10 protein-coding genes are annotated in these 14774 nt (G+C 61.4%); 2 read left to right on the top strand and 8 right to left on the bottom strand.

The genetic code is table 11. From position 1 onward, the window contains the following. Window positions 1–68: 68 nt before the first annotated feature. Window positions 69–5285: a dermonecrotic toxin domain-containing protein gene (locus tag KKQ10_RS22310; protein WP_215502287.1), complete on the bottom strand. Its 5217-nt coding sequence runs from the start codon at window positions 5283–5285 to the stop codon at window positions 69–71. A 225-nt stretch (window positions 5286–5510) separates the two neighbouring features. On the opposite strand from KKQ10_RS22310, the gene KKQ10_RS22305 reads away from it, so the two are divergent. Then, window positions 5511–6545 carry an alpha/beta fold hydrolase gene (locus KKQ10_RS22305; protein WP_215502406.1) on the top strand — a complete coding sequence of 345 codons (1035 nt, stop codon included), beginning with the start codon at window positions 5511–5513 and terminating at the stop codon, window positions 6543–6545. A 190-nt stretch (window positions 6546–6735) separates the two neighbouring features. Continuing rightward, window positions 6736–7404 carry a DsbA family oxidoreductase gene (locus tag KKQ10_RS22300; RefSeq protein ID WP_215502286.1) on the top strand — a complete coding sequence of 223 codons (669 nt, stop codon included), beginning with the start codon at window positions 6736–6738 and terminating at the stop codon, window positions 7402–7404. A 27-nt stretch (window positions 7405–7431) separates the two neighbouring features. Here KKQ10_RS22300 and KKQ10_RS22295 read toward each other — a convergent pair whose 3' ends face one another. From KKQ10_RS22295 to KKQ10_RS22265, 7 genes are all read right to left on the bottom strand, one after another. Further along, complete coding sequence (locus KKQ10_RS22295; RefSeq protein ID WP_174823764.1) at window positions 7432–7761, bottom strand: GlpM family protein; 330 nt, start codon at window positions 7759–7761, stop codon at window positions 7432–7434. Between the two features lie 8 nt (window positions 7762–7769). After that, entirely contained in the window at window positions 7770–9098 is a 1329-nt protein-coding gene (gene aauR / locus KKQ10_RS22290; RefSeq protein WP_127648274.1) for a two-component response regulator AauR, read from the bottom strand. Next, window positions 9095–10996 (bottom strand): two-component sensor histidine kinase AauS, encoded by a 1902-nt coding sequence (gene aauS / locus KKQ10_RS22285; protein ID WP_215502285.1) that lies wholly within the window; start codon window positions 10994–10996, stop codon window positions 9095–9097. The genes aauR and aauS overlap by 4 nt, the downstream gene beginning before the upstream one ends. A gap of 146 nt (window positions 10997–11142) precedes the next feature. Beyond that, a complete protein-coding gene (locus KKQ10_RS22280) occupies window positions 11143–11877 on the bottom strand; it encodes an amino acid ABC transporter ATP-binding protein (RefSeq protein ID WP_095136942.1) in 735 nt (244 codons plus the stop codon). Next, a complete protein-coding gene (locus KKQ10_RS22275) occupies window positions 11874–12545 on the bottom strand; it encodes an amino acid ABC transporter permease (RefSeq protein WP_007963949.1) in 672 nt (223 codons plus the stop codon). Before KKQ10_RS22275 ends, KKQ10_RS22280 begins: the two co-directional genes overlap by 4 nt. Beyond that, entirely contained in the window at window positions 12545–13291 is a 747-nt protein-coding gene (locus tag KKQ10_RS22270) for an amino acid ABC transporter permease (RefSeq protein WP_007963952.1), read from the bottom strand. The genes KKQ10_RS22275 and KKQ10_RS22270 overlap by 1 nt, the downstream gene beginning before the upstream one ends. A 193-nt stretch (window positions 13292–13484) precedes the next feature. After that, window positions 13485–14411, bottom strand: a complete 927-nt coding sequence (locus tag KKQ10_RS22265; RefSeq protein WP_215502284.1) for a glutamate/aspartate ABC transporter substrate-binding protein — start codon at window positions 14409–14411, stop codon at window positions 13485–13487. Window positions 14412–14774 lie beyond the last annotated feature (363 nt).

The following is a 14774-nucleotide window of genomic DNA, read 5'->3' as shown; positions in this document are numbered from 1 at the left end:
TCATGTTGATCGAGCTGTCGACTCACAAAACGGCAGCGGCGCACCAGGTGTGCTCCGCTGCTCCAGATTCACAGTGCTGAAAACAGGCGGGTGCCCAGCGGTTTACCGATGTCACCCCGCCAGATCGCTTCAACCTGAGCGCCGCCGGCGGCTTGGGCCTGCTGCCATTGCAGACCGAGATGGCGTTGCGCCGGCAACTTCAAGTGCGCTTTGACAAAGTCCTGGAACGGCACTTTGTCCGACGTGTAGTGAAAGTGCGCGTACCACAGCGTGCGTGGCGGGTTACTGGTCAGGTCACGCACCTCGTATTCCTGCAGGAAGTCCTGGCGTCCGTCGGCACGCTTGCCCTGCGCACGCAGCCCACCGTCCTTGCGGATATCCACCACTTTTTGTTGCAGCAGATAGTCCAGATAACCTTCAGTGGGCGTCTGGCTGCGCAGTGACTGTTCGATGCGCAGTGTGCGCCCCGCGTCGCGCAGTTGCTGTGCCTGAGTGTTCAATTGCAGCACCAGCGACTCGTCGGGCGACAGCCGTTCGATGGTGTCGGCCCGGGTACTCAATTCCAGCGCTTCACTGCTCAGCATGTGCTCCAGGTCCACGGGCAACATGTCTTGTCGGGTGTAGCCCATGACTTTGTTGCGGTAGGCCGGAACGCTGGCAAGTCGTTTGCGGGCCTCCTTGAGCAGCGGCTGGATGTCGGTCTGCATCACGAGGGCGGCGGGTGCCGATGCGGTGTGCAGCAGATATTTGCCGCTCGAACGCGGCAACCAGGTTTCCCGGTAGCCATCGAGACCTTCGATGGTGAAGCGTTTTTGTCGGGTGACGGCATCGATGGTCTGGGTGCCGATCAGCAATTGGTTGTCCTCGGTTTCGAACAGTTGCCGGCCGCTGTTGCCTTTGGCTTTGATCGGCTGTCGGTGCTTGATGGCTTGCCGCGCGTGGGTTTCGATTTTGCTCAAGCCGTCTAGAAAAGGCGTGACCTGTTCCAGGTCCAGATGCTGTGGATAACCGAGGCACCAGGCATTCAACTGCCGGCGGAACCCGGCGTAGGTCTCAAGGCAATCCTCAAGCACCCGATTGCGCTGGACCTGGGTGGCGTTAACCTCGGGCAGGTAGTGTTGCGTCATCAGTGCGCGTCCAACCTTGGACCGGGCCTTTTTCATTTGCACCTGAAAGTAGCTCCAGGACAAATCGTCGATGGCGTCGTAGTGGGTGATGAGCTCCAGAATATTCGAGGTTTTCAGGTAATCGCAGGTGACTTCGCCCAAGTACTCATTTATGGCGGAGATGTTGTCGGCCACGACGGCTTTCTGGCTGCGGTGGGTGATGCGTGTATTCCACAGATTGGCCTGTTCGGTGGTGCTGTGCAGGTGCTCGAACTCTTTGAGGAACTGCTTGCGCACCCCTTTGCGTCGGGTCATCAGTGCCAGATGGGCGGCGCTATCGGTGAACGGCGTTGCATCGGATTCAGCGACCATTTCTTCGATCTTGCTCAGGTATTCCAGCAACCTGGCCCGGGACACGTTGAGACGCTGGATAGTGCGGTCGACCACGACCCATGCGCAGCGGCTTTGAAAATTTTCGATCTGCACACGCTTGCGGCCGTGGCTCAGGGGCAGCAGCTCGGTGAGATCCTGGTACGCGGCCTGGGCGACGTCGATGTCGTTGACACACGCCGCGTCGACCCTGGCTTGCAACGGCCTGCGCTCGGCAACGGTCAGCGCCTGGTAGCGTTCGAGTAACTGGCCGGAGCTTTGGGTCTGGGTATTCAGGCGCCGGGTAGTGGCGTCGATGCTGTGGGACAGGGCCAGTTGACGGCGCAGTTGGCGATCCACCCACCAGCGCGGGAGCCAGCCACGAATGGCGGCGGGCCACAGCGGATCGAGACCGTCGGCCATGTGCCCGAGCACCGCGCCACCCCCGACACCGCCGCCGGCGATCGTTGTGCCGTACACCGCGTAATGGCTGTTCCAGTAGCCCGCTTCATCCAGAGCGATCGGTTGCTTGTAGGTGCGTGTGCTGGTTGCGCTCAGGCGCCATTGCGGCGGGCTCTGACTCAGTTCGACGCGGTAGATGCGACCATGGCTGATGATGAAGTCGCCGTCGGCATGGCGATAGACATTGCGATACATCCCTTCGCTGCCCGGTTGCAGACCGGCGAGGGAAATCGGGCGTTCGTATTCGTACCCCTTGAAGCGTTCCAGCGAGTAGCGTGCCCGTCGTTGTGTCGAAGCAACCAGGCTTGCAGGGCGTCTGCCCAATGTCTGCAATTGGCGCAGACGGGTGAGGGAGCGCGCACTGCGGGCAACGTTTGTACCGGGCAGGACGTCCATGGCCGCATCGATCAGCGACAGCAACACGGCTTCCACTTCGGCCAGGCCATGCCCGACATCGCCACGCAGAAACGCCGCCACCGCCAGATTGGCACTGCTCCAGGCGTCATACAGAGCGATGGCGCTGCCGACGAAGGGCACCATGCCCACGGCCATTTTCAGGTAGTTGAAGAGCGTGCCGGATTGCAACGCGACGGTTTCCAGATACAGCGCGTCGTTAGAGCGCGAGGTGACGCGATGGGCTTGCAGCAATCGGCCCATGTGCACGTTGAGCATGTGCGTGGCCAGAGACGTGCTGGCCGGCCAGGCCTGACCCGTACCAATGATGGCGTCGAAGTTTTTCAGCAGCGCCTGATTGATCCGGCTGACATGCCGGTCTGCGTCGCCAGTGATCGCTCGCCCGGCCAGATAAGCGGGCATGGCGGTTTGCAGGCACAGGTTGTACAACGCCTTGCGCGCCTCTTCGAGGCTGTCGAACTGACGCAGAAATACTCCGTCGGGGCTGTCAGGCAGATACAGCAGCGTCTGTTGGCTGATCTGCTCCTCAATGAAGGTGACACCCGCCAGTGTGCTCGGCCCTTGCCCGTGCGTGTCGTCGCCGCCTGCGCTCAAGTGCGCCGGCAGCAGCACGATGCGTCGGCCATGGGGCGTGTAGGCCGCACGACTGTCGGCATCGATGGCGATGTCGAGGATTTGCTGGCCGTCGGTGGTTATGTCGCCCCGCAACAGCGCAAACGCGCCGTGCAGTTTAAGCATCAGCCGCCATGGCTCGCTCAGGCATTCACGGCGCCAGGCATTGTCGAAGGTCGATTCACCCGGGGGGCCGAGAAAGGCCTGGCGGATCAGCGCTTCATACTTGCCGGCGAGATCCTGCCTGGCCACGAGTTTGCGCAGCCAGGGCGGGGTGATCGCGGCTTTGACTTTGCGACGTTGCGCTTCGACCCCGCCGCTGACCTCGACCTGCATGAACGACAGGCGCCACCACATCGACTGGTCAATGTTGCCTTGCAGCAGATCGGCGAGCGGCAGCTTGCTCCGTTGCGTACTGGCGATCAGCGTATTGCGCTGAGGCGTTCCGGGGGCCGGTCCTTCGATAACCTCTTTGCGCCAGGTTGTGGCGTCGGGAACGTCCAGCACGACCTCAACGTTTTCAGTCAGGCCAAACGTCTGTTGCAGGTCAGCGAAGATCGCGTTGCGGCTGAAGGTGTCGCGCGAAGGCAATTCGCGCTCGAGCAACCGGTGGGAGTCCTTCATCGCTTTGATGTAAGCGCTGAACAAGGTCTTGAGCGCCTTGCGTCGGGCTTCGGGTAATGCACGCAACCAGGACGGCAAGCGGTCGGCCAGTGCAGCGCTGTGGTTTTGCTCGACGAGGTGTGTGTAGCTCAGCTCCCGCGAGGGCGAGGCGGGAACCGTCAAACGTGCTATGGCCTGTTCGCGCAGTTCTTCCAGTGCCGAGCTGCGTTGAGCTGCATGCGAGGGAAGGGGATTGGCGGTCAGTATCTGGCTGGCCTGCTGGACACAGGCGTAGAGCTGCATCTGCAACCCGTATTCGAACGGATCGGTGCTCAGCGCCAGGATATGCAGCGCCTGGGTGGTAGCGTGAGCCGGGATTTTGAACAGCGTCGCTTCCAGCGCCTGGCGTGAGGCGAATCGCTGCAGGCCGCCGAAGCGGCCTGGCCAGTAAAGCAACAGGCTTTGATCCGAAGACGGCAACAATGCCGAGGGCTGGCAGAACAGCAGAACCCCGTCCAGCTCCTGGGTTTGCGGGTGGCTGGCGTCGTGCTCGGTGTCGGTCGCCGCCAGCATCAGTCGCGCCACGACGACCTCGGTCGGGCGTGGTTGAGCGGGCGCATCCAGCACGGACTTGAGCCATTGATGCTCTTCGCCGCTGATCTGCTTCAGGCTCGCTTGCAGTTCGGCCTCGGCCCGCAAACCGTTCAGCCGTGCCTGATAAAGCGCGGTGTAATGCGGGTGGGTCTTATGGCGTAGTTCGAGCATCTGCAGGTCGTTGTCGGGGTTGAGCAACTGCGTGGCGGCAACTTGACTGGCCTGTTCAGCCGTCGCGAGGTCATCGAGTCGTTGTTGCAGGCGGTGTAGTTGCGGGACGTGCCGGTCGCCTTCAACGTCGCTCCCGAGCAGGTGCTCCAGTGCGCTCTGTTGCAGGCTCAGGGCCCTGAGGCGCTGGCCCAATGGAATGTCGGGACTGAGCTGGTAGAACGGCGCGAGATCGTCTGGTCCGTCGATGGCCGGCCGTTCCGGAGGCAGCGAGAGTACGGTTTCGCGACGTTGGCGATCTGGCGCAAGGCGCTTGAACTGTGTCAGCAGAGCCTCGGCGCTTTGCGTCAATGCCGCTGCTTCGAGTGCGCTGTACTCAATGCTGATGCCCGGTGATTCCAGCCGCTGTTGGCCGAGCAGTTGCGGTTGCTGCTCGATCAGCCAGCCCTGCAAGGCAAGGCGATCATGGAAGCTTATCCAGGCCAGGGTGGACGATGGCAAATACAACAGGAGCGGGGCCGCTGGATCGCCACAGAGGGTGATGAGCAGCGCGCCGGCCAGTTCGACCGTCGGGCGCTCCGCGCCTTTGAGTCGCAGCTGTTGGACAGACACCGTGCAGGTCGCTGGTGCTGTCGGGTCGATGAGCGTCTGCAGCGCTTCGATCTGTCCCTCAGCCAATGTGCCGTTGGCGAACGCCCAATGGCTCGACACCTCGAAATGCTGCCGATACAAGCCGATTGCGTGGGCCTTGCGAGTCACTGGGGTGCCCCGTGCCCGGGCGCTCCACCACTGCTCGTCAAGCATTGATGGCGGATCTTGCGTCATGAGGTCGAGCCACTGATCGTGGCAGTCGCGCCAGCGCGCCGTGGTGCTCAACAGCAGGCTCTGATCCGGGTTGGGGAGTAAGGGGGGGGCGAGACCGAAGTCGGTCGGTCGCTGCGAGAGTTCGTCGAACATGAAGACAGATCTCCAGAGAGCGTGAAGGCCGGGCAAACCGGCGTTCGCGCCATTAGAGGTCAGCGACGGCAGGGGCGGGTGGTACATAGTTATCGCGGTGCTTTGAGTGCGGCGCTGACGACCGCTCGGCAAACTTCATCAAACTGTCATGCAACTGTGGCAGCGCGCTTGAACAAACTTCATCAGACTCGCGCTCTACTGGGGTTCTGCGTTTCGGTGTTTTTCATGATCAAGGGCTTTTTTTCGCTCGCGGCCGTTCTGGTCGCGTTTTTATTCGGTGCGCCATCGTTCGCGGCCGCGCGTTGCGACGTGAATGTGCCGACCGAGCATGTCGATCTGCAGCAAGTGAGCATTGCCTACCAAAGCATCGGCCGCGCGTCGGACCCGGCGCTGTTGTTGGTCATGGGCCTGGGCGGCCAGTTGATCCACTGGCCGGACGAAGTGGTGGTTGCGCTGTGTCAGCAAGGCTTTCGGGTGATTCGTTATGACAACCGCGATGTCGGTCTGTCGACCTGGCGCCAGGCACCGGTCGAGGCCAATCTGACGTTTGAAGTGCTGCGCTACAAGCTCGGCTTGCCGGTGTCGGCGCCGTATTCATTGACCGACATGGCCGACGACGCGCTGGGCTTGATGGACGCGCTGCACATCGACCAGTTTCACGTACTGGGCGCGAGCATGGGCGGGATGATCGCCCAGCATCTGGCGGCGATGGCGCCCCAACGGGTGGAGAGCCTGACGCTGATCATGACCAGCTCCGGCGCCGAAGGCTTGCCGGCACCGAGCGCGGCGCTGGTGCAACTGCTGGCGCGACGCGGTGCGCCCAATCGCGAAGTGGCGCTGGAGCAGCAGGCTGACCTGCTGGCGGCGCTGGGCAGTCCGGCGGTCAGCGATGATCGGCAGGCGCTGCTGCATCAGGCAGCGATTGCTTATGACCGCGCGTTCAACCCTGAAGGTGTGAAGCGCCAGATCATGGCGATTCTCGCGGAGCCGAGCCGGGTGGCCTTGCTCAATCAACTGCGGGTGCCGACCCTGGTGGTGCACGGCACGGCCGATCCGTTGTTGCCGGTGATGCACGGCGTGCACCTGGCGGCGCACATTCGCGGCAGTCAGTTGAAACTGATTCCGGGGCTGGCCCATCGTTTCCAGGAAGCGTTCAAGGCGCCGTTGCTGGCGGCGGTGTTGCCGTATCTGCAGCAACATCGTGAAGACACGTCACACTGGGCGCAGATCGAGCCGGTGGCGGCGGGGAATCTGCTTTAACCGATAGGTTGGCGGTATTTGATCTGGCCCCTTCGCGAGCAGGCTCGCACACATTGAAATGCATCCCCTGTAGGAGCTGCCGAAGGCTGCGATCTTTTGCTTTTGCAGATCAAAAGATCGCAGCCTTCGGCAGCGCCTACCGGTGTATCTTTCAGATTTTGCGATGTGTGATCTGTCCGCGAGGTGTGTGATGAGTTCCGCTTTGAAAATCGATTTTGTCAGCGACGTGTCCTGCCCGTGGTGCGTCGTCGGTCTGTACGGCCTGCTGCAGGCGCTGGAGATTCTGCGCGAAGAAGTGCAGGCCGAGATTCATTTCCAGCCGTTCGAACTGAACCCGAAAATGGGCCCCGAGGGGCAGAACATCACCGAGCACATCGGCGAGAAATACGGTTCGACCCCGGAGCAGTCGCAGAAGAACCGCGAAGCGATTCGTGCCCGTGGCGCCGACGTCGGATTCGCCTTTCGCACCGATAGCAACAGCCGCATCTACAACACCTTCGATGCGCATCGCCTGCTGCACTGGGCCGGGCTCGAGGGGTTGCAGTTGCGCTTGAAAGAGGCGCTGTTCAAGGCGTATTTCACTGACGGCGGCAATCCGTCCGATCACGCGCAATTGATGCAGATTGCCGAAAGCGCGGGCCTGGACCGGCAGCGCGCGGCGGCGATTCTGGCCTCCGACGAGTTTGCCGATGAGGTGCGCGAAGAAGAGCAGCTCTGGCTGCAACGCGGCGTGAGTTCGGTGCCGACTGTGGTGTTCAACGGTCAGTACGCGGTGACGGGCGGGCAGCCGGTGGACACCTTTGTCGGGGCGATCCGGCAGATCATGGCCGAGTCCAGGGGCGGCACCGTCAACGGGTAAAGCTCCTACAGGCGGCGAAGGTTGTGATCAGGCGTGCAGACGCACCCATACCGAGACCAGCACTGTCGCCGCGATCAACCACGCGACCACCGCCACGGCGAGTGACGCCTCCAGGCGCATGCGGTCAACCATGACGTACAGCGTCGCCAGATAGATGAAGTACGGAATGATCGACCACATGCCAAACACGATTGTGGCTTTCAAATCCTCCAGCGAGCGACCCTTGCCGACGATGTAATGGGCGATCAGGGCAAAGGTCGGAAACAGCGGCACCAGCCCGGCGATGTAATAGTTTCGGGTCTTGGACAGCGCGGCGAGGATCACCACCACTGCCGCGCCGAGTGCCGCTTTGAGAATCAGATCCATCAGTGGCTCAACCCGTACTTTTTCACTTTGTCGAACAGCGTGGTCTTGGCCATGCCCAGTTCCAGGCTGGCCTGGGTCAGGTTGCCACCGCTGCGCTGCAGGGCATCGCTGAGCAGGTTGCGCTCGAACGCTTCCACCGCTTCGGCAAATGCCAGGCCCTGGCTGCCGCTGCTGGCGCCGGACTTCTTGAATGCCGGCAGACCGAGGGCGAAGCGTTCGGCGACATTGCGCAGTTCACGCACGTTGCCCGGCCAGTCGTGGCTCATCAGGTTCGACAGGGTCTGGTTGTCCAGTTCCGGCAACACCCGGTCGAAACGCAACGCCGACTGCTGGGTGAAGTGTTCGAACAGTTGCAGGATGTCTTCGCGACGCTCGCGCAGTGGTGGCAATTCCAGGGTCACCACGTTGAGCCGGTAGTACAAGTCGCTGCGGAAGTCGCCGGCCTTGCTCGCTTCGTCGAGGTCGGACTTGGTCGCCGCAATCACCCGGCAATCCACCGCCACGCTCTGGTTCGAACCGAGGCGTTCCAGGGTGCGCTCCTGCAATACGCGCAGCAGTTTGATCTGCAGCGGCAGCGGCATGCTTTCCACTTCGTCGAGGAACAGCGTGCCGCCGTCGGCGTGTTCGATCTTGCCGATGCGCCGTTTGCCGGCACCGGTGAAGGCGTTGGCCTCGTGGCCGAAGATCTCGCTTTCGAAGAGGTTTTCCGGCAGGCCGCCGCAGTTCAGCGCGACGAACTGCTTGGCGTGCCGGCGGCTGAAGTCGTGCAGGCAGCGGGCGACCAGTTCCTTGCCGGTGCCGGTCTCGCCTTCGATCAGCACGTTGGCCGAGGTGTCGGCGACGTTGGCGATCAGTTCGCGCAGGTTCTGCATCGCCGGTGAACGACCGATGATGCGGCCCTCAAGGGAGTCGCGTTCGGCCAGTTGTCGCCGCAGCGACGACACTTCCCGGGCGAGGCTGCGTTGCTCCAGCGCGCGACGGGCGACGTCCACCAGACGCTCCGGCGAGAAGGGTTTCTCCATGAAGTCGTAGGCGCCTTTCTGCATCGCGCCGACGGCCATGGAGATATCGCCGTGGCCGGTGATCAACACCACCGGCAGGCTGCGGTCGCGTTGCTTGAGACGGGTCAGCAATTCCAGGCCATCGATGCCCGGCAGGCGAATGTCGCTGATGACGATCCCGGCAAAGTTGTCACCGACCTGCGCCAGCGCTTCTTCGGCACTGCCGACGCCGATGCAGGGAATGTCTTCCAGGGTCAGCGCCTGCTGGCAACCGAGCAGCACATGGGGGTCGTCTTCGACGATCAGCACACTAAGGTCGTGGTTCATATTGGCTCGGCAGGAGTAGGGCTTACCAACGGTAAACTGAGGACGAAGGTGGTGCCACCGCTGCCCGGGTGTTCGACACCCAGGTGTCCGCCGGTGGCGGCAGCGAGGCTGGCAGAGAGAGTCAGGCCGAGGCCCAGACCCTGTTCGCCGGGTTTGGTGGTGAAGAACGGTTCGAACAGATGCTTGCGCGCTTCGGCATCGACGCCGTGGCCATTGTCGCGCACCCGTAGACGGTATTTCCCGTTGAATTCTTCGCCCTCCAGCCATAGTTCGGGCTGCGGTTGCGCCTGCATGGCGTCGAGGGCGTTGCCGATCAGGTTGACCAGAATCTGTTCGAGGCGGGTCTGGTCGATCTGCACCTGCACGTCGATGAACTGCCGATGCAGCTGCAACGCCATGCTGTCCACCCGCGCGCCGAGCAATTGCAGCGCCGCGTCCACCGCTTTGCCGAGACTGGCCTGGCCCTTGTCGTCACCACGCCGGGCGAACGCGCGCAGGCTGGCGGTGATCCGGCCCATGCGGTCGATCAGGTCGTTGATGGTCTTGAGGTTGGTGCTGGCGACGTCGAGCTGACCGCGTTCGAGGAAGCGAATGGTGTTGCCGGACAGCGTGCGCATCGCCGCCAGCGGCTGGTTCAATTCGTGGGCGATGCTGGTCGACATCTGGCCGATGGCCGCGAGTTTGCCGGCCTGCACCAGTTCGTCCTGGGCGCGGCGCAGGGTTTCTTCGGCCTGGCGTCGTTCGCGGATCTGACTCTTGAGGCGTTCGTTGCTGGCGCGCAGGTCGGTGGTGCGTTCGGTAATCCGACGCTCCAGCTGATTGTTGGCTTCCTGCAAGGCTTCGCGGGCGGCGAGGCGGGTGGCGATGACCTTGCGCCGCTCGTTCCAGGCGATCAGCAGGAACGCCACCAGAGCGAAGGCGACCGACACCAGAATCCCTTGGTTGATCGCCTCGCGCCGCAAGTCCTGCAACGGTGTGAGCAGGGTGAAGTTCCACGGTGTGTCGCTCAGCGGCCGGGTCTGCGCCAGGTAGCTGATGCTGTCGTCGTCGGCGCTCAGTTCGCTGTTGGCCGGGAAGGTCAGTTTCTCCACGCCCTCGGCCAGGATTTCGCGGGCCAGCGGTTGCAGTTCGTTGAGCGGGAACCAGTAATACTGCAGGCTGCGGGCGAGTTTTTCCTTGGTTTCGTCGCTCAGCGGTACCACCGACTTCAGGCGTCGCGCCGGATCGCTGGAGAGAATGATGATACCGTTCTCGTCGCTGACGAAGGCTTCCAGGCGTGCCCGCTGCCAGCGTTCTTCCAGTGCTTCGAGACGCACCTTGACCACGGCGACGCCGATGATCTTGCCGTGTTCTTCCAGGCCGTGGGCCAGGTAATAACCGGGTTCGCCGCTGGTGCTGCCGATCCCGTAGAAACGCCCGGGTTCGCCGCGCACGGCTTTCTGGAAATAGGCGCGAAAGGACAGGTCTTCACCCAGATAGCTGTCGACGTCGCGCCAGTTGCTGGTGGCCATCACGCGGCCGGTGGTGTCCATCACGTAGATGGCCCGACTGCGGCTGCGCCGGTTCAGGCCTTCAAGGTAGGCGTTGACCGTTTGCCGGTGTTCCGGCGTCGGGTCGGCCAGCAACTGCGGGACACTGGTTTCCAGTTCCAGCAGGCTGGGCAGGTAGGTGTACTTGCTGATCTCGCTTTCGACCGTGCGCGCATGCAGTTCCAGCTGGCGCTGGCCGCTTTCGCTGAGGTTGCGGATGCCGAAATGTTCACTGGTCCAGAAGCCGGCGTAACCCAGTCCGATCATCAACACGATGATCAGCGGCGGCAGGAACAGATGGCGAATCAGACGGGGCTTCACGGCAAGTGATGGCGGCGCTGCGCGATAGAGATTGGGGTCGCATTTCATCACAGTTGCCTTGGGTCAACCACCACAACAAACCTCACCAATCCGCTGTAGGAGCTGCTGCAGGCTGCGATCTTTTGATCTTGCTGTTTAAAGGCAAAAGATCGCAGCCTGCGGCAGTTCCTACAGAGAGAGCGGCGGTGTTGCTTTTAGTGCTGCAGGATTTTCTCGAGGAAGTGCTGCGCGCGTTCGGAGCGGGCGCTGATGTCGCCGAAGAACTCCTCTTTCGGGCAGTCTTCGATGATCTTGCCCGCGTCCATGAAGATCACGCGGTCGGCCACTTTGCGGGCGAAGCCCATTTCGTGGGTCACGCACATCATGGTCATGCCTTCCTGGGCCAGTTGCACCATCACGTCGAGCACTTCATTGACCATTTCCGGGTCGAGCGCCGAGGTCGGTTCGTCGAACAGCATGACGATCGGGTCCATCGCCAGCGCACGGGCAATCGCCACACGCTGTTGCTGACCACCGGACAGTTGCCCCGGGTGCTTGTGGGCGTGCGCCGACAGACCGACGCGCTCCAGCAGTTGCAGACCTTTCTTGGTCGCTTCTTCCTTGCTGCGACCGAGCACCTTGATCTGCGCGATGGTCAGGTTTTCGGTGATGGTCAGGTGCGGGAACAGCTCGAAATGCTGGAACACCATGCCGACGCGCGAGCGCAGTTTCGGCAGGTTGGTCTTGGAGTCGGCAATCGAAGTGCCGTCGACGACGATGTCGCCTTTCTGGAACGGCTCCAGCGCGTTGACGCACTTGATCAGAGTCGACTTGCCCGAGCCCGAAGGGCCGCAGACCACGATCACTTCACCTTTTTTGACCTCGGTGCTGCAATCAGTCAGCACCTGGAAGTCCCCATACCACTTGTTGATGTTTTTGATAGAGATCATACGGCGAACCTTTTTTGCAGACGCTTGACCAGCAGCGAGGCGGAAAAGCTGATGATGAAGTAGACGACACCGGCGAAGATCAGGAACTCGTTGGAACGACCAATGATGTCGCCGCTGGAGCGGGCGGAGTTGAGGAAGTCCACCAGGCCCACGGTGTAGACCAGCGAGGTGTCCTGGAACAGGATGATCGACTGTTGCAGCAGCAACGGGGTCATCTTGCGGAACGCCTGGGGCAGGATGATCAGGCGCATGGTCTGGCCATAGGTCATGCCCATCGCCTGCGCGGCGGCCATCTGGCCTTTGGGGATCGACTGCACGCCGGCCCGGACGATTTCACAGAAGTACGCGGCTTCGAACATCATGAAGGCCACGACGCAGGAGGTGAACGCACCGATCGGGGTGTCTTCGCCGGTGATCCAGCGCAGCACGAACGGCACCGCCAGGTAGAACCAGGTGATCACCAGCAGCAGCGGGATCGAACGGAAGTAGTTCACATAGGCGCCGGCCACACGCGACAGCAGTTTGCTGGACGACAGGCGCATCAGAGCGAGGATCGTGCCGAGCACGATGCCGCCGATCACGCCCATGACCATCAACTGCAGGGTCATGACCATGCCGTTCCACAGACCCGGGATGGCGGGGATGATACCGCTGAAATCGAAGTCCATTATTTACCCCCCACGGAGATCAGGCCGGGCACCGCGACTTTCTTCTCGACCATGCGCATCAGCAACATCAGGCTCATGTTCAGGGTGAAGTAGATCAGCGTGGCCAGGGTGAACGCTTCAAACAGGTTGGCGGAGAATTCGGCGGTCTGTTTGGTTTGCGCCAGCAGTTCCATCAGGCCGATCAGGGACGCCACGGAGGAGTTCTTGAAGACGTTGAGGAATTCCGAGGTCAGCGGCGGAATGATGATGCGGTAGGCCTGGGGCAGCAGCACGTTCCAGTAGATCTGCGGCAGCTTGAAGCCCATGGCACGGGCGGCGGATTCCTGGCCGCGCGGCAGCGCCTGGATGCCGGTACGCACTTGCTCGCACACACGGGCGGCGGTGAACAGGCCCAGGCACACGACAACGCTCAGGTAGGCCGAGGTGGTCGGGTTGAGGTCCTGCTTGTACCAGTCCTGCAGGTTTTGCGGCAGCAGGTCGGGCACCAGGAAGTACCAGATGAACAGCTGAACCAGCAGCGGCACGTTACGAAACAGTTCGACGTAGCAGGTCGCGATGCCCGATACGAGGCGGTTCGGCACGGTGCGCATGACCCCCAGAATGGAGCCCAGCAGCAAGGCGATAATCCACGCCACGACAGCGATGGCGATGGTCCAGCCCAGGCCGGCGATGTACCAGTCGAGATACGTCTCGCTGCCAACGCCGGTGGACTTGAAGAACACGCCCCAGTCCCAGTTGTAATTCATTAGGGTCTCCCCTCGAAATCGATCGATGTACAAGCACCCGCTTGGGAAAGATCCTTTCCCATCCGACGTTGAACGCCGGGCACACGCGATCGGCTCGGAAACCGCCAGGTCGAGTGTTCCACAGTAAGGCCAGCAGGTAGTAACAGACGCCTGAGGGAAGGTGGCTCCCTCAGGCGATAAGGTTAGTCAGGAATCAGATTTTTACGTCAGGCGCCGGCTTGTCGCTCGGGTTGGCGATCAATTCCTTGACCTTGTCGCTCATCGGGAAGTTGAGGTTCAGGCCTTTTGGCGGGATCGCGCTTTCGAACCACTTGCTGTAGATCTTGTTGATCTCGCCGGACTTGTACAGGCCGACGATGGCGGCATCGACAGCCTTCTTGAAGGCCGGATCGTCTTTGCGAACCATGCACGCGTAGGCTTCGAAGGACTGTGGAGTACCGGTGATGATCCAGTCAGCTGGCTTCTTGGCCTTGGCTTCTTCGCCAGCGAGCAGGGCGTCGTCCATCATGAAGGCAACGGCGCGGCCGCTTTCCAGCATGTTGAAGGATTCGCCGTGGTCTTTGGCGGAGATGATGTTCATGCCCATTTGCTTGTCGGCGTTCATCGCTTTGATGATGCGCTCGGATGTGGTGCCAGCGGTGGTCACGACGTTTTTGCCTTTCAGGTCGGCAAAGTCAGCGTAGGACGGCTTGCCATCCTTGTCTTTCTTGACCAGCAGACGGGTGCCGATTTCGAAGATGTTGACGGTGAAGTCGACTTGCTGGGCGCGTTCAGCGTTGTTGGTGGTGGAGCCGCACTCGATATCCGCGGTGCCGTTCTGGATCAGCGGGATACGGGTTTGCGAGGTCACCAGGTTGTATTTGACCTGCAGGTCTGGCTTGTTCAGGTCTTTTTTCAGGGCTTCAACGATGGCCATCTGAATGTCGTGGGAGTAGCCCACGGGTTTGCCGGAAGCATCCGCGATGTAGGAAAACGGGATGGAGCTGTCGCGGTGAGCGAGCGTGATGGTGCCCGAGTCGTTGATTTTCTTCAGGGTGCCGGTGAGTTCGGCGGCGAAAACTGGCGTGCTGATCAGAGCGGCCGCAATGGCTGCGCCCAGGATATGGGGAACGATGCGCATCAAATTTTCCTCGAATTGTTTTTTTTATGGAGCCAGTTCGTCGGCCCTTTTGTGCTTCGAATGCCTGAAGGCTCCTGAAGTGTTGGCACGGCAGGCATTCGTCGAGAGAGTGTAGAGCATGAGTCGTGCCAGACCAGTGGCCGTTGGTTAACTGGTTGATTTAGCGAGATATTAAAGTTTTGTGTCGGTGATTTTTGGCTGATCTGATCCGGTTTACCGAATCGACCGTAAGGTCGCGTTCGGAAATCCGAACATGGTTCCTGCGGCTACTGATGACCTGTAGGAGTGAGCCTGCTCGCGATTGCAATGCATCAGTCACAAATGATTTGCCTGAGCGGGTGCTATCGCGAGCAGGCTCACACC

Source organism: Pseudomonas sp. MG-9 (genome assembly GCF_018729515.1).
Classification (GTDB): Bacteria; Pseudomonadota; Gammaproteobacteria; order Pseudomonadales; family Pseudomonadaceae; genus Aquipseudomonas; species Aquipseudomonas serboccidentalis.
Note: the sequence above shows the minus strand (reverse complement) of the source record. Positions and strands in the feature narration are given on the sequence as shown.